General features: G+C 69.2%; 20 protein-coding genes and 1 pseudogene. 7 read left to right on the top strand and 14 right to left on the bottom strand.

Annotation, left to right across the window (positions count from 1 at the left end; translation table 11 throughout):
- Nucleotides 1-4: 4 nt before the first annotated feature.
- From ACFWYM_RS27620 to ACFWYM_RS27605, 4 genes are all read right to left on the bottom strand, one after another.
- Complete coding sequence (locus ACFWYM_RS27620; protein WP_384842801.1) at nucleotides 5-1,129, bottom strand: TIGR03364 family FAD-dependent oxidoreductase; 1,125 nt, start codon at nucleotides 1,127-1,129, stop codon at nucleotides 5-7.
- Between the two features lie 138 nt (nucleotides 1,130-1,267).
- Complete coding sequence (locus ACFWYM_RS27615) at nucleotides 1,268-2,050, bottom strand: GntR family transcriptional regulator (protein WP_384842798.1); 783 nt, start codon at nucleotides 2,048-2,050, stop codon at nucleotides 1,268-1,270.
- Nucleotides 2,051-2,209: 159 nt separating this feature from the next.
- Nucleotides 2,210-3,349 carry a hypothetical protein gene (locus ACFWYM_RS27610; protein WP_384842795.1) on the bottom strand — a complete coding sequence of 380 codons (1,140 nt, stop codon included), beginning with the start codon at nucleotides 3,347-3,349 and terminating at the stop codon, nucleotides 2,210-2,212.
- A 197-nt stretch (nucleotides 3,350-3,546) separates the two neighbouring features.
- Nucleotides 3,547-4,791 (bottom strand): ROK family protein, encoded by a 1,245-nt coding sequence (locus ACFWYM_RS27605; protein WP_384842792.1) that lies wholly within the window; start codon nucleotides 4,789-4,791, stop codon nucleotides 3,547-3,549.
- Nucleotides 4,792-4,847: 56 nt separating this feature from the next.
- Between ACFWYM_RS27605 and ACFWYM_RS27600 the strand changes: the two genes are divergently transcribed.
- On the top strand, nucleotides 4,848-5,972 hold the full coding sequence (locus tag ACFWYM_RS27600; protein WP_384842789.1) for a Gfo/Idh/MocA family oxidoreductase: 1,125 nt from the start codon (nucleotides 4,848-4,850) through the stop codon (nucleotides 5,970-5,972).
- Entirely contained in the window at nucleotides 5,969-6,448 is a 480-nt protein-coding gene (locus ACFWYM_RS27595) for a heme-degrading domain-containing protein (RefSeq protein ID WP_384842786.1), read from the top strand. Before ACFWYM_RS27600 ends, ACFWYM_RS27595 begins: the two co-directional genes overlap by 4 nt.
- Here the strand turns inward: ACFWYM_RS27595 and ACFWYM_RS27590 are convergent.
- From ACFWYM_RS27590 to ACFWYM_RS27570, 5 genes are all read right to left on the bottom strand, one after another.
- Nucleotides 6,435-7,829, bottom strand: coding sequence for a choice-of-anchor A family protein (locus tag ACFWYM_RS27590; RefSeq protein ID WP_384842783.1), 1,395 nt, complete (start codon nucleotides 7,827-7,829; stop codon nucleotides 6,435-6,437). The two genes, ACFWYM_RS27595 and ACFWYM_RS27590, sit on opposite strands and share 14 nt — an antisense overlap.
- A gap of 121 nt (nucleotides 7,830-7,950) precedes the next feature.
- Nucleotides 7,951-8,808 carry a fumarylacetoacetate hydrolase family protein gene (locus tag ACFWYM_RS27585; RefSeq protein ID WP_384842780.1) on the bottom strand — a complete coding sequence of 286 codons (858 nt, stop codon included), beginning with the start codon at nucleotides 8,806-8,808 and terminating at the stop codon, nucleotides 7,951-7,953.
- Nucleotides 8,809-8,955: 147 nt separating this feature from the next.
- Nucleotides 8,956-9,714 carry a YidC/Oxa1 family membrane protein insertase gene (locus ACFWYM_RS27580; RefSeq protein WP_384842778.1) on the bottom strand — a complete coding sequence of 253 codons (759 nt, stop codon included), beginning with the start codon at nucleotides 9,712-9,714 and terminating at the stop codon, nucleotides 8,956-8,958.
- 116 nt (nucleotides 9,715-9,830) lie between these two features.
- Nucleotides 9,831-10,172 (bottom strand): DUF6412 domain-containing protein, encoded by a 342-nt coding sequence (locus ACFWYM_RS27575; protein ID WP_384842775.1) that lies wholly within the window; start codon nucleotides 10,170-10,172, stop codon nucleotides 9,831-9,833.
- Nucleotides 10,173-10,198: 26 nt separating this feature from the next.
- The gene (locus ACFWYM_RS27570) at nucleotides 10,199-10,729 is read right to left on the bottom strand and encodes a winged helix-turn-helix transcriptional regulator (protein WP_384842772.1); all 531 of its coding nucleotides are present in this window, start codon (nucleotides 10,727-10,729) and stop codon (nucleotides 10,199-10,201) included.
- A gap of 129 nt (nucleotides 10,730-10,858) precedes the next feature.
- On the opposite strand from ACFWYM_RS27570, the gene ACFWYM_RS27565 reads away from it, so the two are divergent.
- On the top strand, nucleotides 10,859-12,331 hold the full coding sequence (locus tag ACFWYM_RS27565; RefSeq protein WP_384842769.1) for an MFS transporter: 1,473 nt from the start codon (nucleotides 10,859-10,861) through the stop codon (nucleotides 12,329-12,331).
- On the opposite strand, the gene ACFWYM_RS27560 is transcribed toward ACFWYM_RS27565, so the two are convergent.
- From ACFWYM_RS27560 to ACFWYM_RS27550, 3 genes are read right to left on the bottom strand one after another with little or no spacing between them, the layout of a single operon-like run.
- Entirely contained in the window at nucleotides 12,279-13,772 is a 1,494-nt protein-coding gene (locus ACFWYM_RS27560; RefSeq protein ID WP_384843095.1) for a sodium:solute symporter, read from the bottom strand. The two genes, ACFWYM_RS27565 and ACFWYM_RS27560, sit on opposite strands and share 53 nt — an antisense overlap.
- 38 nt (nucleotides 13,773-13,810) lie before the next feature.
- The gene (locus ACFWYM_RS27555; RefSeq protein WP_384842766.1) at nucleotides 13,811-14,050 is read right to left on the bottom strand and encodes a DUF3311 domain-containing protein; all 240 of its coding nucleotides are present in this window, start codon (nucleotides 14,048-14,050) and stop codon (nucleotides 13,811-13,813) included.
- An 11-nt stretch (nucleotides 14,051-14,061) separates the two neighbouring features.
- Nucleotides 14,062-14,877, bottom strand: a complete 816-nt coding sequence (locus ACFWYM_RS27550) for a class E sortase (protein WP_384843092.1) — start codon at nucleotides 14,875-14,877, stop codon at nucleotides 14,062-14,064.
- 141 nt (nucleotides 14,878-15,018) lie between these two features.
- On the opposite strand from ACFWYM_RS27550, the gene ACFWYM_RS27545 reads away from it, so the two are divergent.
- Both ACFWYM_RS27545 and ACFWYM_RS27540 read left to right on the top strand, forming a co-directional pair.
- A complete protein-coding gene (locus ACFWYM_RS27545) occupies nucleotides 15,019-16,059 on the top strand; it encodes a hypothetical protein (RefSeq protein ID WP_384842764.1) in 1,041 nt (346 codons plus the stop codon).
- Between the two features lie 440 nt (nucleotides 16,060-16,499).
- Nucleotides 16,500-18,686: pseudogene (locus ACFWYM_RS27540) on the top strand (DUF3427 domain-containing protein); the annotation flags it as partial.
- Here ACFWYM_RS27540 and ACFWYM_RS27535 read toward each other — a convergent pair.
- Entirely contained in the window at nucleotides 18,639-19,340 is a 702-nt protein-coding gene (locus tag ACFWYM_RS27535; protein WP_384842761.1) for an ATP-binding protein, read from the bottom strand. The pseudogene ACFWYM_RS27540 and the gene ACFWYM_RS27535 overlap by 48 nt on opposite strands.
- A gap of 180 nt (nucleotides 19,341-19,520) precedes the next feature.
- On the opposite strand from ACFWYM_RS27535, the gene ACFWYM_RS27530 reads away from it, so the two are divergent.
- Both ACFWYM_RS27530 and ACFWYM_RS27525 read left to right on the top strand, forming a co-directional pair.
- Nucleotides 19,521-20,369: a helix-turn-helix domain-containing protein gene (locus tag ACFWYM_RS27530; protein ID WP_384842758.1), complete on the top strand. Its 849-nt coding sequence runs from the start codon at nucleotides 19,521-19,523 to the stop codon at nucleotides 20,367-20,369.
- Nucleotides 20,366-20,572, top strand: coding sequence for a DUF397 domain-containing protein (locus tag ACFWYM_RS27525; protein ID WP_384842755.1), 207 nt, complete (start codon nucleotides 20,366-20,368; stop codon nucleotides 20,570-20,572). The genes ACFWYM_RS27530 and ACFWYM_RS27525 overlap by 4 nt, the downstream gene beginning before the upstream one ends.
- Here the strand turns inward: ACFWYM_RS27525 and ACFWYM_RS27520 are convergent.
- Nucleotides 20,565-21,200, bottom strand: a complete 636-nt coding sequence (locus ACFWYM_RS27520) for a hypothetical protein (RefSeq protein WP_384842752.1) — start codon at nucleotides 21,198-21,200, stop codon at nucleotides 20,565-20,567. The genes ACFWYM_RS27525 and ACFWYM_RS27520 overlap by 8 nt on opposite strands.
- Nucleotides 21,201-21,233: the final 33 nt, after the last annotated feature.

The following is a 21,233-nucleotide window of genomic DNA, read 5'->3' as shown; positions in this document are numbered from 1 at the left end:
TCCCTCACCATCCCAGCTCGTTGGCGGTTGTCTCGGCGATCGCGGGCGAGCAGGTCATGCCGCGCCCGCCGGGCCCGGTGACCAGCCAGGTGCCCTCGCGGACCTGCTGCCGGTGCACGACCCGGCTCGTGTCGACGCACTGCGCGTACACCCCGGCCCAGCGCCGCCTGATCTTCGGCAGCGGGCGGCCGAGGAAGCCCTCGACGACCTCGGCGAGGTGGTCGTAGGGCTCTTCGACGGTGTCGAAGGCGAAGGGGTGCTCGTACTCGTGGGTGTCGCCGATGGTCAGCCCGCCGTCCGCGCGCTGCACCATCAGCAGCTGCATCTTGTGGGCGGCGGCGGTCGGCGCCTGCGCCTGCCCGGCGTTCAGCTCGTCGAGCGCGGGCGAGGCGTACGCCGGGTAGTAGCGGAAGCTGTCGGCGTCCGCGACGGACGTGGTCAGGGTCTCGCCGAGCGGTTCGGTCTGCATCATCTGCAACCGGACGCGGCGCACCGGGAGTTCGGGCCCGGCCAGCTCCCGGACGAGCCCGCCGAGCCAGGCCCCGGTGGCGAGCACGACCACGTCCCCGGTGTGCACGTCGCCGTGGTCGTCGCGGACGGCGCTCTCGCCGATGACCTCGCGCACCTCACGGCCCGGCAGGAAGGTGTAGCGGGGGCCGGCCGACAGGGCTTCCCGCAACTGGACTTGGGCGGTGCGCGGCTCGACGGCGGCGTCCCGCTCGCAGTACAGGGCCGCCGTGAAGTCGCCGCGCAGGGCCGGGTTGACCTCGCGCGCCTCCGTACCGGTCAGCAGCTTGTAGCCGCGCGCGGCGGCGTCGGGTCTGGCCAGCGCCGCCTCGGCGACGGCCCGCTCCCTCTCATTGCGTACGAGGGTGAGGGAGCCGTTGGCGCGGAAGCCGAGGCCCGGCACGCGCGCCCCGATCCCCTCCCACAACTCCCGTGCCCGCAGGGCGGTTTCGAGCTCCTCGCCGCCCGCCCGGCCGCTCACCCATATCTGTCCGAAGTTGCGGAGCGAGGCCCCGCGCGCCTCGCTCTCGCGCTCGATCTGGACGACCTCGTGGCCGCGTTCCACTGCGTGCCAGGCGTGCATGGTGCCCACCACGCCGGCTCCTACGACGATGACTCTCACGGCGGCAACGCTCCTTGCGGCCGGTGTCCCGCGCGGGACCGAAGGGCAACGGGACGGTGAACGCCCACCCAAAGATGGCCTAGACCCGTTACCTCGCCGTTACCCGAACGGGTCGATCGCCCCGCGCGCAAGGGCCGTTCAGCCCAGCTCGTCCCCATATCCGCCGAGCCGCGTCGTGAACGAGAACCGGTCGCCCCGGTAGAGGGTGCGCACCCGCTCCAGGGGCCGGCCCGCGGTGTCCCGGGACAGCCGGTGGATCAGGAGCATCGGCAGCGCGGGCGGCGTCCCGATGAGCAGCGCCTCCCGGGGCGTGGCCAGGACCGTCTCGATGCGCTCGTCCGCGTCCCCGAAGGAGATCCCGAGGTGCTCGCGCAGATACGCGTAGAAGGACGAGTCGGGCTCGAACTCGCCCTCCAGGCGCGGCGCCCGGGCCACCGACACATAGGTGGACTCGAGGCCCACCCGCTCCTCGTCCGCGAGCAGCACCCGTTCCATGTGCCAGACCGGCTCGCCCTCCTCGACCCCGACCTCGGGCGCGAGCGCCGCCGAGCAGGGGAAGCGGTCCAGGGAGATGAGCGTGCGGCCGGGGGTGCGCCCCTGCCGCCGTACGCCTTCGGTGTAGCTGGCGAGCGAGAGCGGCTGCTCCAGCTTGGGGCCCGCGACGACGGTGCCCCGCCCCTGCCGCCTCAGCCGCCCCTCCAGGATCAGCTCGCGCAGCGCCTGCCGCACGGTCTCGCGGGCGACCTCGAAGCGCACCGCGAGATCGCGCTCCGTGGGCAGCGGCTGCCCGTCCCCCAACTCCTCGATCAGCCGGGAGATCTTGGCCTTGACCGCGTAGTACTTCGGTATGCGGCCGTGCTCGGGGATGCCGGAGCGGATGGGCGCGCCGGGCGCCAGGTCACGGAGGTTCGGGATGTCCACGGGGGGATGTTCGCAGACGTTCGTGAACGTGAAAGTGAACGCACGGTGTCGCGGTGAGGGGTGCGTGCCCCGGACACGCGACCGCGCCCGTGCCGCCGGTCTTGCTTCGGCTGGAGCGGCACGGGCGCGGTCTTCCGGAAGGTGGCGGGAACGGCTGGTTCAGCGCCTGCGAAGGCGCCGATATCCCACCACGAGGGCACCGCCGCCGAGGAGGAAGGCGCCGGCGGTGACCCCAAGCCCGGGCATGGCACCCGAGCCTGTCTTGGCGAGCTCCGCCGCGTCCGGGCGGGGGGACGTGGAGCCGGTGTGCTCCTTGTCCGCCTCCCCGGAGGCGACGATCTCGAAGGGGTAGTCGTTGGACTGCCCCACCCAGTCCCCGTCGTCGGCGCGGCGCTGCACGATCGCGGCGTTGGCGACAACGTGGTTGGGAGCGGTGTCGGAGGTGAAGGAGAGCCGGACCTTCACGGACACGGTCTGCCCCGGAGGGACCGTGAAGCCGGCGAAGCCGTCGTCGAAGACCCCGACGTTCTCGTTCTTCCCGGTGTGCGTGAAGGGCACGGGCCGCCAGCGCGACCCGTCGTAGAACTCCAGCTGCGGCTGCTGCGCCTTGAGCGTCCCCTCCTGGTCGACGAAGACGACGACCGGGTGGATGTTGCCGCAGCTGTCACCGGTGGTGTTGGTGAGGTCGACCGTCCAGTTCTGGAAACCGCCACCGGGGACGTAGGTGGTGGGGCCGTCGTGGATGGCGGTCTTGATGGGGAAGGCGTTGCTGTTCGCGGTGGTGGCACAGGTGGGCTGGGCCGTGGTCGGGGTGGTGCTGGTGAGGGCCTCGTTGGGGCGGGGCTGCTGGGGCTGGGGCTTCTGGGCTTGGGGCTGTTGCGCCTGCGGCTGCTGGGCCTGGGGCTGCTGCGCTTGAGGTTGCTGAGCCTGCGGCTGCTGAGCTTGGGGCTGCTGGGCCTGCGGCTGCTGAACCTGGGGCTGCTGCGCCTGCGGCTGCTGGGCCTGGGGCTGCTGAACCTGGGGCTGCTGAGCCTGGGGCTGCTGAGCCTGGGGCTGCTGAACCTGAGGCTGCTGGGGCTGTGTCTGCGTCGTGTCGATCGTCGCCGCCGCGTCCGCCTGTGCCCCGCCGCAGGACGAGTCCGGGATCATCCCGCCGAACAGCCCCGTCACCGCGCACACGTTGCTGTTGAGGACGCTGTTGCCCTCGTCCGCGACGGCGGGCGAGCCCACCACGGCGGGCGCGAGGGTGGCGGCGGCAGCGGCGGTGACACCGAAGGCAAGGGAACTGCGGAGACGCATGAAGAGCCTTTGCTGGAGCGGCAGGGCGCGGAACCGGAACACACAGGCGGTACCCGGCCGGAAAGGAGAGCCCGACGCGGGCCGACGTTCACCTGTCGTGGCCCAGGACCCTGCCACGCGCGCGCGACCTCACCGGCCTCGCGTGGCCCATTAGGACCAACCGGCCGCCAAAGTCCCCTCCATCAGCCGAGTTTCCGTCAATTCCGATTGGCGGGAAAGGCCACAGTAGCCCGGCCGAAAAGTGGTGCGAGGACCAGTTGTGCGGCCCCCTCGGCGACCGCTCGGGTCCCGCCCGCCGCCACCGCGACCGGCACCCGCGCATCCCCGCCCCCGCGCCGGGCACGCTCGTCGAGCACGGCCCCAACCCCCCGTACGAAACGGTCCTCAGCAGCGAGAACGACTCGGCCCCCGAGCAGCACCCGGTCGATGTCGAGCAGGCTGACCAGATTTCCCGCGGCCACCCCGAGCACGCGCGCCGCCTCGTCGGTGGCACCCTCACGGACCGCCGCGAGACAGAGGGCCTCGACGCAGCCGCGCTCACCGCAGTCGCAGAGCGGGCCGTCCAACTGGAGTACCTGGTGGCCGAATTCGCCCGCCCCGGTGCGCGCGCCACGGTAGAGGGAGCCGTCGAGGACCAGCCCGGCCCCGAGTCCCGTACCGAGGTGGAGATAGGCGAAGGAGGACGCCGGGGATACCGGGGACGCGGAGGAGGCCGAGGACGCGGAGGAGTCGGCGCCGCCGGTGAGGGCGAGGCCGAGCGCGGCGGCGTTGGTGTCCTTGTCGACGGCGACCGGGAGGCCGAGCCGCTCCCCGAGGACGTCCCGCAGCGCGAAGCCGTCCCACTCGGGGAAGCCGGTGACCCGGTGCAGCACGCCGTGCGCGTGGTCGAGCGGGCCCGGCAGGGCGACCCCGACACCGAGCACGGAGCCTGGCACGGAGCCCGGCGCGGGGTCCGGCGCGGGGTCCGGCACAGAGCCCTCCTCCGACCCGGGCCCGGACAAGTCGCTCGCGCCCGCCACCAGATCCCGCACCCGCGCCGCCGCCACCTCGACCACCGCCTCCGGCCCCGCCCCGAAGTCCAGCGGGCACCGGCGCTCCTCGACCACCCGGCCGAGCAGGTCGACGCGGACCGCGCGCAGCTCGTCCCGGTCCAGGTGCAGGCCGACCGCCGAGGCGGCGCCGCGCACCAGGCGCAGGACCGTGCGCGGCTTGCCGCCCGTCGAGGCCCGGCGTCCCGCCTCCGCCACCAGGCCCTGGCCGCGCAGCCGGGCCGTGATCTTGCTGACGGCCTGCGGGGTGAGCCCGGTGCGCGCGGCCAGCTCCAGCCTGCTGATGCCGTCCTCGCCCGCCGCGCGCAGCAGGTCGAGCACGAGGGCGGCGTTGTGCCCGCGCAGCGCAAGGAGGTTGACCCCTGCGGGCTGAGCTGTCGGTGTCCTGTCCACCCACCCATTGTCCGCACCGCTTGCACTTTGGCAACAGCGTTGCTTAAGTGGAGTGCATGACCTCCCCGACCGACACCGCCCCCCACGCGCCCCTCCGCGTCGGCCTCATCGGCTACGGCCTCGCGGGTTCCGTCTTCCACGCCCCCCTGATCGCCGCCACCGAGGGCCTCACCCTCGACACGGTGGTCACCTCGAACCCCGAGCGGCAGGCACAGGCCCGCGCCGAGTTCGGGGACGGTCTGCGCACCGTCGCCTCGGCCGACGAGCTGTGGGAGCGGGCCGACGAGCTCGACCTGATCGTGATCGCGTCGCCGAACAAGACCCACGTCCCGCTGGCCACCGCCGCCCTCAAGGCGGGCCTGCCCGTCGTCGTCGACAAGCCGGTCGCGGGCACCGCCGCCGAGGCGCGTGAGCTCGCCGCCCTCGCCGACGAGCGCGGCCTGCTGCTCTCCGTGTTCCAGAACCGCCGCTGGGACAACGACTTCCGCACCCTTCAACAGCTGTTCTCCGAGGGCGAGTTGGGCGAAGTGTGGCGCTTCGAGTCCCGCTTCGAGCGGTGGCGGCCGCAACCCAAGGGCGGCTGGCGCGAGTCCGGGAACCCGGAGGAGATCGGAGGTCTGCTGTACGACCTGGGGAGCCACGTCGTCGACCAGGCCCTCGTCCTCTTCGGCCCCGCGGCCGCCGTGTACGCGGAGGCGGACGTGCGCCGCCCGGGCGCCGAGGCCGACGACGACACGTTCCTCGCGATCACGCACGCGAACGGCGTCCGCTCGCACCTGTACGTGAGCGCCACCACCGCCCAACTCGGCCCGCGCTTCCGGGTGCTCGGCTCCTCGGCGGGCTATGTGAAGTACGGGCTCGACCCGCAGGAGGCGGCCCTGCGCGAGGGCAAGCGGCCCTCGGCGGGCGGCCGGGACGGCCAAGAGGCAGCCGGCCAGGACTGGGGCGTGGAGGCCGAGTGCATGTGGGGCCGCGTCGGCTCCGGCGAGTCCCCGCTGACCGGCGGCGGCCGCCCGGTCGAGACGCTGCCCGGCGACTACCCCGCGTACTACGCGGCCGTCGCCGCCGCCCTGCGCGGCCAGGGCCCGAACCCGGTCACCGCCCACGAGGCGGCCGCCGCCCTGGACGTCCTGGAGGCCGCGCGCCGCTCGGCCCGCGACGGCGTGACGGTGACGCTGTGAGCACGGCACCCACACCCACACCCACCGTCGACGAACTCGAAGCGCAGGAGCGGCGGTTGACCCTGCCCCGCTTCACGTACGAGGACGCCTGGGCCCTCGGCTCGCTCCTGGTGCAGCTCGCCCGTGAGCGCGAGGCGCCTGTCGCGATCGACATCCACCGCGGCGGCCAGCAGCTCTTCCACGCCGCGCTGCCCGGCTCCACGCCCGACAACGACGCCTGGATCGCACGCAAGCGCCGCGTCGTGGAGCGCTACGGCTGCTCGTCGTACCTGGTGGGCTCCCGGTTCCGGGCCAAGGGCACGACCTTCGAGGACTCCTCGCGCCTCGACCCCGACCGGTACGCGGCCCACGGCGGGGCCTTCCCGGTCAGGGTCGAGGGCGCGGGCGTCATCGGCACGGTCACCGTGTCGGGCCTGCCTCAACTGGCCGACCACGCGCTGGTGGTGGAGGCTCTGGAGCGGTTCAGCTCTCCGTAGCGGTGCGACGGCGACGGTTGACGACGATCACCAGAGTCGCTCCGGCGGTGACCAGCGCCGCCGAGATGGCCCCGACGACGGCGAGCTCCTTCGTGGACGCCCGGGCACCGGTGTCCGGGAGCTGCTCGCCTCCGGTGGAGCCGCCCGTCGTGAGGCCGCCGACGGTCCCCGGCTCGCTGCGGGTCGGGCTCGGCGTCGGCTTCGGGGTGGTCCTGGAGGGGCTCGGCGTCGGGCTCGGGGACTTGGTCGGAGTCGGGGTCGGGGTCGGGGACTTGGTGGGGGTCGGCGTGGGCGTGGGGGTCGGGGTCGGTGACACCGTGGGGTTCAGCTGGCCGCACGTCGGCAGGTCCCCGTTGAACGGGTAGGCGTGGAACTCCTGGCCGCCGCCGTTGATCGAGGAGTGGGTGAGCGAACCCACCGTGAAGAAGCGCCCGTTCATGCCGGGCAGCGTCACCGTGGTCTCGCTGCCCGGCTGCCCGACCAGGACGGCGCCCTGGAACTGCCCGCTGCCCGCGAGCGTCACCGTGCTCGCGTCCGGGAAGTTCCACAGCAGCCGCTCGCGCAGCCCGCCCGGGAAGGTGCCCGTGTAGGTGCGGATGGCGCGGGCGTCACCGGTCAGGTTGACCAGGACCGTGGCGTTCGCCGGGATGTTCCGGAAGGCGATGCCCTCGTCGCCGCCGCTCCTGCTCACCAGGTCGAAGTCGACGTTGAAGACCTGGATGGCGGACGTCCCGTCGCCGGTGAAGGTCGTGGTGGAACCGTCGTTGACCGCGGTGCCCGTGGCCTTGCGCGCCACCCCTTGGTCGTAGGCGTAGCAGTGGCTCGCCGACTGCAGCTGGGGCGAGAGCCCGGTGTACTTGTCGCCCGCCGTCGGGTCCTGGACGGGCTTCGGGATCACCGTGCCGCTGAGGTTGCCGCCGTACCGCACGACGCCGCTGGTCGAGCCCTCCTCGGCGAGCAGCCGCTGCCCGGCGGCGACGCTCAGGTCCTTGCGGACGGTGAGGAAGTCGCTGCCGTTGGGCGGCGGGACGCGGGAGCCGACGCCGACGACGCCGACGTTGTAGACCTGCGAGACACCGGCGCGCTTGTTCATGTCGAAGTTCCCGAGCACCACGACCTTGCCCTCGGCCTCCGCCGCGGCCTGGCGCACCCGCATGTCCTCGCCGACGAAGATGTTGATGTTGCTGTCGCGGCCCGCGATCGACCCGTTGTTGGGGTCGTCGTAGTCGTCCGGGCACTCGCTGCCGAGGCACGGGCCGAGCCCGTCGGGGAGCGGGTCGGCCACGCCGTGCCCGGCGAGGACCCCGACGAGTGCCGCGGCACCGGCCACCGCCACCGCGATGGAGAGGGTCCGGCCGCGTACTGCGCTCTTTTTCGTCATAGAGGGCAATATGCGCAAAGCGGGCGGCGCGGCGGGGAGGGACGCGCGCGCCCTCCCCGAACGGCCGGACAGTTACCCCATTACGCCGACTCGTCCCGCTCCACGGCGAGCCGGCCTCTCCCTACGCCGACTTCAGCTCCTGCCGCTGCCGCCCGAGCTTCTCGATCTCCAGCTCCACGACGTCCCCGGCGCGCAGGTACGGCTTCGGCTCCGGCTGCCCCATGGCGACGCCCGCCGGGGTGCCCGTATTGATGACGTCCCCCGGGTACAGGGTCATGAACTGGCTGACGTAGCGCACCACTTCCGCCACCGGGAAGATCTGGTCGGAGGTCGAGCCGTCCTGCTTCAGCTCGCCGTTGACCCACAGCTTCAGGGAGAGGGCCTGCGGGTCCCCGACCTCGTCCGGGGTGACGAGCCAGGGGCCCAGCGGGTTGAACGTCTCGCAGTTCTTGCCCTTGTCCCAGGTGCCGCCGCGCTCGATCTGGAACTCCCGCTCCGACACGTCGTGCGCGACCGCGTAGCCGGCCACGTGCGCGAGCGCCTCCTCGTGCGACTCCAGGTAGCGCGCGGTCCGCCCGATGACGATCGCGAGCTCCACCTCCCAGTCGGTCTTCACCGACTTGCGGGGGACGAGAACGGTGTCGTCGGGACCGACCACCGTGTCCGCCGCCTTGAAGAAGACCACGGGCTCGGCGGGGGTCGCGGCGCCCGTCTCGGCGGCGTGGTCGTGGTAGTTGAGGCCGATGCAGACGACCTTGCCGATGCGTGCGACCGGGGGCCCGACGCGCAGCCCCGTCGCGTCGAGCACCGGCAGCTCGCCCGACGCGGCGGCCGCCCGCACCCGGGCGAGGGCGGCGTCGTCCGCGAGCAGCGCGCCGTCGATGTCCGCGACGATCCCGGACAGGTCCCGCAGGGTCCCCTCGGCGTCGAGCAGCGCGGGACGCTCGGCGCCCGCCGTGCCTACACGCAGCAGCTTCATGGTCAATCTCCCTTGGTCGAGCGGGGCCCCGCCTGAGGAGGACAGGGGTCGGGGCCTTCCCGGCCGATGGGGTGCGGCCATCGGAGGTTTGGTCGATCCTCCGAGGAATCTGTCCGCTATGCAAGACCCGGTTCACGTACTGGACCGTTACCCGGCAGTAGCGAGCGCCCCGTTAACTCCCGGCATGTCCCGGTAAAGGACGGCCCGTTCGACCGCGCTCCACGTGGTGCTGGTCACCACGTACAGAGCGGCGGCCAGCGGCACGACCGCCACGGTGAACAGGGTCATGAACGACATCAGCGGCATGAACTTGGTGATGGCCCCCATACCGGGCACCTGAGGCGCGTCACCAGTGCCGACGGCCGGCGTCGGATTGGCCGCCATCTGCCGCTTGGTCCGCCGGTAGTTGAAGGTGGCGACGGCTGCGACGATCGCGAAGAGCACCAGGTAGACCAGGCCCTGCGCCCCGAAGACCCCGCCGTCCCCCAGGGCGTCGGCCCACCGCCCGCCGAGCGGGGCCGCGCCGAGCGTGTGCCCGAGCAGCTTGTTGGTCTCGCCGCCGATCTCCGAGTTGGAGAAGAGGTGGTAGAGCAGGAAGAAGGCGGGCAGCTGGAAGAGGCTCGGCAGACAGCCGGAGAGCGGCGAGACCTTCTCCTCGCGATGCAGCTCCATGATCGCCTTCTGCATCTTCTCCGGGTTCTTCTTGTGCTTCTCGCGCAGCTCGGTGATGCGCGGCCGCAGCCGCGCCTGCGCCTTCTGCCCGCGCGCGGAGGCCCGCGACAGGGGGTGCACGAGAAGGCGCACGAAGGCGGTGAACAGGATGATGGCGGCGGCGGTCGCCGACGCGTGGAACAGCGGGTTCAGCAGGTCGGCCAGGTGCTCGACCAGGCTGGCGAAGACGGACATGGGTGAGCCCTCCGAGGGTCTCGTCGTGCCGGGAGAGGGAACGCCTTACGGCGTGACGGCGTGACGACCCGCGAAGGGCGCGAGGGAGTTGTCGCTGCGAAAGGTCCCTACGCGGCCTACGCGGCCGTCATGACGAGACGGCCGGGTGCTCGGGGACGTGTGCGGCCCCGGGCGTCGGGGTCGCGTTGGGGCAGGAAGGCGGTGCGCTGCTCGCGGTCGCGGATGGCCGTGCGGACGCGGGTGCGCGGCACGGCGGGCGCGCTGCGCGCGGCGAGCAGGGAGCAGACGGCGAGGGCCGACCCGGCCGCGGCGGTCGCGGCGAGCGCGACGGCGGCGGTGAGGCTGCCGGTGTCGACGAGGACGACCTCGACGAGCACGAAGAGCAGGAGGAGGGCGGGCCGCAGTGCCGCCTTCGCGTTCCGGACGACGTCTCTCACGGGGCCTCCTCCCTCGTACATGCGAATACGAATATGCGTACTGCCCGTTATACAGGATCCGTCTCGACCGGCTGAAGGAGCCTGCGGGGCGCCAGCAGCGCGCGGCTGACCGGATCCACCGGGTCCGGATCGAGCCCGGGCCCCGGCACCATCTCGACGTCCGCGACCGGCACGACGGCTCCGCAGCGCGGGCACTCCCCGTACGCACCGAGCTCCGTGCCGCACTCCGCATGACGGAAGTACCGCAGCGGCTTGGCGTCGGAGAAGTTGTCGCGCCCCCAGGACCCGAGCGCGCGCAGGGTCGGCCACAGGGCGCACCCCTGCTCCGTGAGCACGTACTCATGGCGGCGCGGAGCCTGTGCGCACGGCCGCTTCTCCAGGATCCCCGCGGCGGTGAGCGCCTGGAGCCGGGAGGCGAGGACGGCGCGCGGGATGCCGAGGTGGACGAGGAAGTCGTTGTAGCGCCGCACCCCGTAGAGGGCGTCCCGGATCACGAGCAGCGTCCAGCGCTCCCCGACGACCTCAAGGGCGCGGGCGATCGAGCACTCCTGCGCGGCGTAGTCCTTACCCAGTGCCATGCCCCCACTGTAGCCAATTTTCCGGTTCAAGGTTCAGTGAACGAACTTTCAATGCTACGGTCACCACACCACAGAAGTTCATTCATTGAACTTAAACGTGAACTCACCCCATTCCGGAGAGGCAGACCCATGTCGCGCTCGCTGTCAGAGGCGGTACGCACAGCAGACCCCTCGGCACCTCCCCGCTCCACGCCACGCCCGGCAGCCACCCTCGCCGTCACCAGCGCCGCGACCGCACTGGCCCTCATGACGTACACCGCGCCGATGGTGACGCTCCCCGACACCGCCGCGTCCCTCGGCACCGGCCTCTCCGGCCAGGCATGGCTCCTGAACGGCACCCCGCTCGGCCTCGCCGCGCTCCTCCTGATCGCGGGCGGCCTCGCCGACGACTACGGCCGCCGCAGGACTTTCCTGTACGGAACGGTGGCGCTCGGCATCACCACCATGCTCGCCGCGCTCGCCTCGAACACCTGGCAGTTCACGCTGGCCCGCGTAGCCCAGGGCGCGGCGAGCGCGGCGATCCTCGCGAGCAGCCTCGGCCTGCTCGTCCGGGCCTTCCCCGCGGGCCCCGGCCGGATACGTGCCACGGGCGTGTGGGGCGCGTTCGTGAGCGGCGGCATCGCGCTCGGCCCGGTCGCGGCGGGCGGGATCGCGGCGGCGGCGAACTGGCGCCTCGCATACGGGGTGTTGGGCCTGCTCACGCTGGCGATCGCACCGCTCGTCCCGCGTGCGGTGACGGAGTCGCGCTCTCCACGGGCCGGCCGCCCGGACGCGGCAGGAGCCGCGACGCTAGCCCTCTCCCTCGTGGCCCTCATCGCCGCGCTCACGCTCGGCCGCGACGGCTGGCTGCGCGCACCGGTGGCGCTCCTGCTGATCGCGTCGGCGGCGCTGGCGTGGACATTCACGATCGTGGAACGCCGCACGTCCACACCCCTGCTGGACCTGGACCTCCTCCGCAAGCCGCCGTTCCTGGCGTCGGCGGCGGGCGCCCTGTTCACCGGCCTGTCCGTGATCGCGCTCTTCAGCTACCTGCCGACGCTGCTCCAGCACACGGTGGGCCTGTCGGCGATGGACACGGCGTGGCTGTTCATGGTCTGGTCGGGCGTCTCGTTCGTGATCGCGCTCCAGGCCCGGCGCCTGGCAGGCCACGTCTCACCCCGCCACCAACTCGCCATCGGCTTCACCCTGCACACGGCAGCGACCCTCACCATGCTGGGCGCGGCGTCCACCTCCGGCCCCGGCTCCTGGGCCCGCCTCCTCCCCGGCCTCCTGATCTCCGGCACGGGCAGCGGCCTGCTGAACGCGGCCCTCCCCCAGCTCGCCGTCGAGTCGGTCCCCGCCGAGCGGGCCGCGATGGGCTCGGGCGCCAACAACACGGCCCGCTACATCGGTTCGGCGGCGGGCGTCGCGCTGATGATCGCGGTGTCGACGTCGACGGACTCCCTGGCGCGGGGCGCGGACGTGGCGCTGTGGGTGTCGGCGGGCCTGGGCGTCCTGGCGGCTGTCGTGGTGCTCAGCCTGCGGACACGGACACGGACACGGCAGGCTCCTAGCCTGCGGACACGGCAGGTTCCTCGGCGGCGGGCTCGCCGTCCTCGCTGATCGGATCCCGGGCGAGCACGATGTCGTCCGGCCGCGGGTCCGCCCGATCGGCCGGACTCTCGTACGCGAACGAAACCCCCAGCGCCACAAGGAGATTGACCCCGAGCGCGAGGATGCCCGCGTTCACGCCGAGGACAGGGTCGTGCTCGCTGAACACGAGGACGCACACGATGACGACCCCGACCACGAGCCCGCTGAGAGCTCCGACGAGGGAGAGCTTCCGCCACACAAGGCCGAGCAGCACCATCGGCACGAGCTGGGCCATCCCCTCGTACGAGATGAGGGACAGCCGTACGAGGGTGTTGGGCGCGGCATACGTCATGACGAGCGCGAGCGCCCCGGCGACGACGACCACGACCTGCGACCCGACCCGCTGCCGCACAGCCCCCCGCCACCGCGGCACGAGCGGCAGCACACTGCTCCCCCACATCGTCCCGATGACGAGCATGAACACGGCCATCGGCACGATCGAGGACAACGCGGCGGCGACACCGACGACTCCCACGACCCAGGCGGGCAGGGAATCCACGACGAGCTCGAAGAGCGCGAGATTGGACCCGGCTCCGGCAAGCCCCGGCACGACGAACAGCGCGGCGATCCCGAGCAGCATGGGCACGAACAGCAGCACGTTGTAGGCGGGCAGCCAGATGGCGTTGCGCCGCAGCCCGTCGGCGCTCTTCGCCCCCAGATACCCGGCGACGGTGGTCGGGAAGATGACGACGGTCAGGGCATTGAGGAAGGAGGTGGTGACGAACCACCCGGTGCCGTACGGGCTGCCGCCGGAGCCCGGGAGGGTGAGCCAGGCGGACTTCTCACTGGTGACCCGGTGGAGGAAGTCCCCGTAGCCGTCGAAGTAGTGCAGCGGGACATAGACGGCGAGAAAGGCGAGGGTGACGATGACGAGAAGGTCTTTCAGGACGGAAACCCAGGCACTCCCGCGCAGCCCACTGACGACGACGAATCCAACAGTGACGGCAAACCCAATGAAATAGGCCCAGTTGAGGCTGATGGCCCCATACGAGATGGTCGAGACGACAACACCCATCCCCGTGATCTGCAACTGGATGTACGGCAGCAGAAAGACGGTCGCGAGCAGCGCGATGACCGCACCGAGCCAGGGCTTCCCGTACCGGTGGGCGACCATGTCGGTGATGCTGACGAGCCCGTGCCGCCGGGCGTAGGCCCAGAGGGTGGGCCCGACGACGTATCCGACGGCGTACCCGCAGGACATATAGGCGACGACGTAAAGAACCGGCGCCCCGAAGTTGTACCCCCACCCGGCGGCCCCGAGGTAGGAGAAGCTCGTGTACCCCTCCCCCGCCATCAACACCCAGATGAACACGGCCCCGAGACTGCGCCCGCCCACGGACCACTCGGCGAGCCCGCCCTGCTTCCCTCTCCCGCGGACGGCGAGGAGGCCGAGGGCGACGGTGCCGGCCATGAAGAGGGCGAAGATGGTGGTGGCGACGGCTCCGTTGCTCACGCCCGCTCTCCCTTCTTCAGCGCCTGGGCCTTCTTCAGCTTCTGATCCCCGCGGTAGGTGAGCCAGACGGCGACGGGGGTGAGGAGCGTGGCGGCGAGCAGCCAGAAGAAGAGAAACGGCAGCCCGAGGACGACGGGGTGCACGCGGTTGGCGAAGGGCAGGGCCCCCAGGTAGAGCACGAAGGGGACGAGCAGCCAGAGGAGGTGCGGGCGGCGAGAGATCGCGGGAGAGATCACGGAGAAGGACCCTATCGGGGCTTCATCGCGCGCAACTTGCCCCACACCACGAGGCGGTACTTGGAGGTGTACTCCGGGGTGCAGGTGGTGAGGGTGATGTAGTAGCCGGCCGCGCGATATCCGGCGCTCGGGTGCCGTTCACTGCGGGGCACGGGCCTGATGACACCCCCGTCGCCGGGCGAGGTCTGGGGGAGTCCGCTGTCGACGACGTACGTGTAGGTGGCGCTCTTGGTCTCGACGGTGAGGGTGTCGCCCTTGCGCAGCCGGTTGATGTGGCGGAAGGGCTCGCCATGAGTGTTGCGGTGCCCGGCGAGAGCGAAGTTTCCGGGGCGACCGGGTTGGGTGGTGCGCGGATAGTGCCCTACGTAGCCCCTATTGAGCACATTCTCCTTACTGACACCTTCGGCGACGGGGGCGCTGAGGCCGAGGCGGGGGATGCGGAGGATGGCGTACGCCTGGTCCCAGCGGGGTGGGGGTGGCTGGGCGGCGACGGGGCGCTGGCGCGGGGAACGGGGGGAGGATCCGGAGGGCGGCTCTTCGGGGGCGGTCGAGGCCCCCGCGTCCTCGGGGATGGACGTAGGGCCTTCCTCAGGGGCCCCACTCCCGCTCCCTTCCCCGGCTGCCCACTCCCTCTCCAGGGCGTGGACTTTCCTCTCGGCCCCGGCGCGGGCCTGCCGATTGGTCCACCACAGTTGATGGACGACGAGGAGGAGAAGGACGAGTCCGAGGGTGACGGCGACTTCGGCACCGTTCCACAGGGCGCGCGTGAGGCGGGACCGGACGCGTGGGCGCCCCTGCACGACGACGGGAACCTCCCGCCCCTCCACTCCCAGGCACACGCCCGCTCCCTCCACCACTCCCTCCACCACCGGCGGCCGCACGATAGGTGCTCCCCGCACAACAGGCCATAGATGTGCGACGCGTCCGCCCATACACGTGACAATCCCCTGGGCAGTACGGTGTCGCGTATGCGCCCCGACACGCCTGTCACGCCAGCCGACCACATCGAAGAAGCCGAGCGCCTGGAGCGCACGGCGGGCCTCTACCCGAAGGACGCGGAGCAACTGCTGCTCCAGGCGGCGGCCCACTACGAACTGGCCGACGACCGCCCGCGGGCGACGAGCCTCTACGACGCGCTGCTCTCCACGGACGGCATGGAGAACCCCCTCCTGGTGAAGGCGCTGAAGGCGGCGAACCTCTGGGAGTACGGCCACGAGGCGGAGGCCCGCGCGATCATCACGGGCGTCCGCACGTCGTCCCCCCAGGACCCGGCGCCGTGGGTGATCGTGGCGGAGTCCCTGGAGTCCCACGACGAGCTGGAACAGGCGGAGGAGACGTTCACGGAGGCGGCGACGCGTCTCCTGACGGACGTGCCGGAGCCTCCCTACCCCACGCACCCCCTGCTCTTCGGCCGCCACCGGGTACGGCGCCTCCTGGGCCGGACCCACGACGAGTGGGACGAGACGGCGGACCGGATCCACTCCTCCTCGGCCTCGTCCTCGGTCCCCTCCTCCATCACACTGGACGAACTCCACGACCCCAAGAGGATCTGGTCGCTCGGCTCGGAGAACCCCGCGGAACTCCGCGCGGAAATCGCCCGCCTGCAGGCGGAGTTGGGCTCGTACAGGGCAGCCCTGTCCCGCCCGTTCCCGGTGGCGGTCCTCCACTGGCCGTCCACGGAACTGACGGAACTGCTGGCGGCGTACCCGGCGTTGAGCGCGGAATACCCCTCCCACGAGGAGCACTTGGCGACCATAGAGTCGTCGCTGAGGGAGCTGGCGGAATCGGGCACCCCGAACTTGGGGGTGGTGACGGGCACGGTCCCGTCGTACGAGGCGTTCGCGGCGTCGGAGGGGGCGTCTCCGGAGGCGGTGGAGCTGCTGCCCCAGTACGCGACGACGCTGGCGGCGCGGGGGCGGGCTGTGGGGTGGCCGCCTGAGGGTGGGGAGGGGTGTTGGTGTGGGTCGGGGGTTGCCTATGAGGGGTGCCACGGAGTGGGACGAGAGTAGGCACGTCCCACTCCTCGGGCACCTCATCCACTTGAGACCTTCCCGCAACACCACTCAAGTCCGCCGCATATTCTCCTAGGGCTGCTCCATCGCGGTTCTATCGCGCGTGCTGACTTCACGGGGAGAGATCAAGCATGACTCAGGCGACCGGCTCCACCAACACGACTTCCGACCTGTACGAGCGACTGATTGCGCTACGCCTCGAAGAGCGATTGAAGGAATTCGACGAAGACAGCCTGCCTGACATCGAAGGCGTGGCCAGATCCGAATCAACACCTCGTACCCTCGCCTGGCGCGCTGCCGAGACCGTTCGCAGCGCGCTCCAGCACCTCCCCGAAGACGAACGGCTGCACACGGCGAACGCGATCTTGGAGGCGGTAAGCACCCTAGAGGGCGCCCGCGAGTGGCTGAATCGCACAGCCTCTGCACGGCACATATCGGCCTATCCGCACCAGAAGGACATGTTGGAGCGCTTGCGTGTAGAGCGCTCGGCTCGCGGTCTGCACCGCAACCTCCTGGTCGCTGCCACCGGTACTGGAAAGACCGTCATGGCCGCCCTCGACTATCAGCAGCTGTGCCGCGATGCAGGCCGTACTCTACGGCTCCTCTTCGTCGCGCACCGCAGGGAGATTCTTGAGCAGTCGAGGGATACGTATCGACGTGTACTCAATGACCCAAAGTTCGGCGAGGCATACCACAGCGGCGAGATTCCTCAGGACTGGGAGCACGTCTTTGCGAGTATCCAATCTCTCAACTCTCTGGCCCTGAACAGGCTTTCACCGGGACACTTCGACGTCATCGTGCTAGACGAGTTCCACCACGGTACGTCGCGCACCTATCGAGAGGTCGTCGAACATTTCACCCCCGGAGAGCTACTCGCCCTCACCGCAACACCCGAACGCACGGATGGCAAGACGGTTCAAGATGAGTTCTTTAACGGACGCATTGCGGCGGAGATGCGCCTATGGGAAGCCCTAGAGAACGAACTACTCAGCCCCTTCCGTTATTTCGGGATCAGCGACGACACTGACATGAGGGCAGTGGAGTGGAAGCGCGGCACCTACGACAGGGACTCCCTGAGTAGCATCTTCACTGGAAACAAGGAGCGCGCACAGCTCATCTTCGATTCCGTGCAGGACAAGATTTCCGATCCAGGTGCCATGCGCGCACTCGGCTTCTGCGTCTCAGTTACGCATGCGCGTTTCATGGCTGAATACTTCCGCGAGGCAGGGCTCAATGCCATCGCATTGTCCGGTGAGAGCCAACGAGAAGAGCGCAAGCAGACTCTTGAGGACCTCAGGGCCGGGAAGATCCAGGTGATTTTCTCTGTTGACCTCTTCAACGAGGGCCTCGACATCCCCGACATCGACACCTTGCTCCTTCTGCGCCCCACCGCAAGCGCGACCCTCTTCCTTCAGCAACTCGGGAGAGGTCTACGCCGCACGGAGGAGAAGGAGATCCTCACCGTTCTCGACTTCATCGGCCAACACCGCAAAGAGTTCCGATTCGAGAACCAATTCCGCGCACTGACAAACTTCACCAGGAAGCGTCTCCTCGACAACCTGGAGCACGACTTTCCCACACTTCCCGCATCCTGCGAAATCACGCTGGAGAGCAAGGCCAAACAGACCATCATCAACAACATCCGGGATCAGCTCAACGTCAACGCAAACGTGCTTTCCCGCGAAGTGGCGAGCTACGCCGAGACGAAACTCTCCCGCTACCTACAGGAGAGCGGACGCGAGATCAAAGAGATCTATCGCGGGGGCAACGGAAACTCATGGACCACTCTCCTCCGGCGGGCGCAACTCCTCACTGACACCCCTCCCGAGGGCGAGTTGGCCCTTCTCAAGCGCATGCCATCCTTCCTCCACGTGGACGATCGTGAGCGCATTGAGTCCTACCAACGGCTTCTCGCAGATGACGCCCCGCACTACGACGCGTTGCCTCCTCTAGAGCAGCGGTACGCTCGCATGCTCTTCTTCAACTTCTGGGACAAGGCCGGCAGGTTCACGACCTATCAGGAAGGGCTCGCCTCGCTGCGTACCCAGAAGGCGGTCCGTAACGAGCTAGTCCAAGTCCTCAATCACTGCTTGGCTCACGCGGATCACGTCCCGCTCCCCCTGGAGGGAACTCACCGGGGCCTCCCCCTGAAGATCCATAGCTCGTACAACCGCTCCGAGATCCTCGCGGCCCTCAACGTGGCGCGCTTCGGCGGCCAGATGCCGGGATCTTTTGCCCAGGGAGTCATTGACGCAAAGGAGCTCAAGACTGACGCTCTCCTCGTCACCCTGGAGAAAGATGAGAAGGAGTTCTCTCCCACGGTCCGCTACAAGGACTACGCGATGGCCCCAACCCTGTTCCACTGGGAGTCGCAGAGCACCACGGACGAGAACTCCACAACCGGTCGCCGCTACCGCGAGCACACCCAGCGAGGCAGCCACATCCTGCTCTTTGTACGTCGATACAAGAACACGGACATCGGCGGCCCCGCACCGTGGATGCTCCTTGGCCCCGCTCGCTACGTCTCCCACGTCGGCAGCAAGCCGATGGCGATCACCTGGCAGCTGGACCACGAGCTACCAGCCGATGTGTGGACGTACTCGGCCGCCGCCACGTCGAGCTGAACTCTCACTTTTCGCCTCAAAGTGCATCTGAGCCCTATCCAGCACATCGTCGGGATCACAACCGTGTGCGCGGAGACAGTCGAGGAGGTCGGCGATCAATTCGACTGCCGCCTCCTCGGCAACAGTCGCTTCCAGACGCCCCGGCCCCATTGGGCGCACGGAGCGATACGGGCCAACCTGCGCCCCAAACTGACTGCCCTCTCGCAACGCCGTGAGAGGAGCGTCGTGGCTGCTGGCACAGGGAAGGTTCGTCGCCAACTCACACCACACCACCTTGGATGCTCCGCGAAGAATGACACCCCAACGGTGCTTGGTGATCGCGTCGATGAGCTGCACACCTCGCCCAGACCCCTCCTCATCTCCGGCAGCAAGGAGCGTAGGTAGCGCTCGAGCATCCGGATCATGCATCTCGATACGTAGGTAGGTGTCTCGCATGGACACCGCCAAGGTGGCAGGCGTACCGACACCCACGTGGTTGATGACGTTTGACGCGAGTTCCGAGACACAGGTCTGTGCCGCTTCTACAACCTCCGGCAGCCCCCACAGAGTGAGGTGGATCTTCAACACCCTTCGCAAGCCCGCAACTTCGCGGGCTTCCGCTTCGAAGGGAAGATCCCATGGCTTTCGCCTCAAGAACTGACTGGCGTAGATCATCCTTGCCCGCCTCCCGAGCCGCTCGCGTGCACTACGTGACCTTCGACCACTCTCAGTGAGAGAGTCTCAGTGGGGCATCCCGTTATGCAACATGCAGGGAGGGATTCCCCCCTTAGGGTGATTGGCCTTTCTCTCACCTTCCGATGGGATAGAACTTCCGCTACGGCACGAGGAGTTGGTATGGCTGGATCCCCCACGGCACGACGCCGACGACTGGCAATCGAGCTCAAGAAGCTCCGGGAGGAGAGCGGACTCACCTGCAATCAGGTAGGCAAGGAGCTGGACTGGAGCGGCTCCAAGGTCAGCCGGATGGAGACAGGTCAAGGACGCGTTCAGCCGTCTGACGTAGACGCACTATGCCGCTCCTACGGCACCTCGGACGAACTACGCGATCTCCTCAAGTCCTTGGCCAAGGAGTCCAAGACAAAGGGCTGGTGGCACGCTCATGGAGACGCCGTCCCCTCATGGTTCTCCGTGTATGTGGGCCTGGAGCAGGCAGCGGTCAACTTGCGCAGCTACCAAGGCGAGTTCATCCCCGGACTACTTCAGACCCCTGACTACGCCGCCGAGCAGAGTCGGGCGTGGGTCGACCACACAGCCGATGAAGTCCAGCGCATGGTGGACGTACGCATGCGGCGCCAAGAGCTCCTCACCAGCGATGGCGCGCCAGACCTGTGGGCAGTCGTGCACCAGAGCGCACTCATGCACCTAGTCGGGAGTCGGCAGGTGATGACGGGGCAGCTCGAACGTATGCTGGAAATGGCGAGGTTGAGGAATGTAACGGTGCAGGTCCTCCCGTTCGATGCGGGTGCGTACCCCACAACGGGATCGTTCACCGTCCTTGGCTTCCCGGAGCAGGAGGACCCGGACGTCGTGTATCGGGAAGGACTGACCGACTCGGTCTATCTCGAAGACCCCAAGGACGTGGCCCTCTACACGAAGGCGTTCGACCACCTCAGGGCCCTAGCGCTGAGCCCCCAGCGCTCGGCCTTGCTGATCACAAGACTCTTGGAGGAACACTCCCGATGATGCTGTCGTCGAGCGTCCAGTGGCGCAGGAGCAGCTACAGCAATGGCATGGGGGGCGAGTGCTTGGAAGTAGCCACACTCGTCGGAGGCATCGCGGTACGCGACTCCAAGGTTGCCTTGGGGCCGCAGCTCATAGTGAGCGCTGCTGCCTGGCAGGGCTTTATACGGAATCCGCCATCACAGATCGATACCTCTACTAGTTGACTGGCTGCAGCGGGTCACGAATGATCTCCCCAGCACGTTGAAGGAACTCGGCATGGGCTTGCGTCATCCCTTCTCGCGCTCGGTCAAAACTGGACCAATCTACACTCAAGCCCGCGGAACTCACATGCGCTGCTCGTAGCAAAGCTCTTATCCCAGCCATCGCCTCCTGAGTCACCGCATAGGCCAGCACGTTTGCCTCATCTGGCCCCCACAGCGCCAACTTGCTTGTTGATGCTTGCAGTTCGAGTGTGCGCTGCTGCAGCTCACGCCCGGCTACTTCATCAAGCCTGGCACCTTCTCGCACCTCAGGCGCAAGACGCGCAAGCCCCTCGTCCAGAGCGGCATAGGACGCGAGAAGATTGGCGAAGGACTGATGCCGTTGGCTACGTACCCACTGCCAGTGCTCCGCTGCCGCTTGCCCGTGCACTTGCGCGAGCGCCGCCTCAACTGCCTTACGCCCTCCCGTCTCTGCGCCACGCTTGGCGTATAGACCAGCGATCACAGCCCCGATGACTGCGGCCACGAAAGCGATAGCACTCGCTACGACCGTCCCCGTTGCATCACTCATCGCATCATCTTCGCCCGGGTCTAGCGCCGTCACAATGCACCACCGAGCGATGTGGCTCACCTGCCGCACCCCATGCGCACTGAACCCATTAGC

The organism is Streptomyces sp. NPDC059009 (assembly GCF_042740175.1).
Lineage (GTDB): Bacteria > Actinomycetota > Actinomycetes > Streptomycetales > Streptomycetaceae > Streptomyces.
This window is presented reverse-complemented; position numbering and strand designations above follow the sequence as displayed.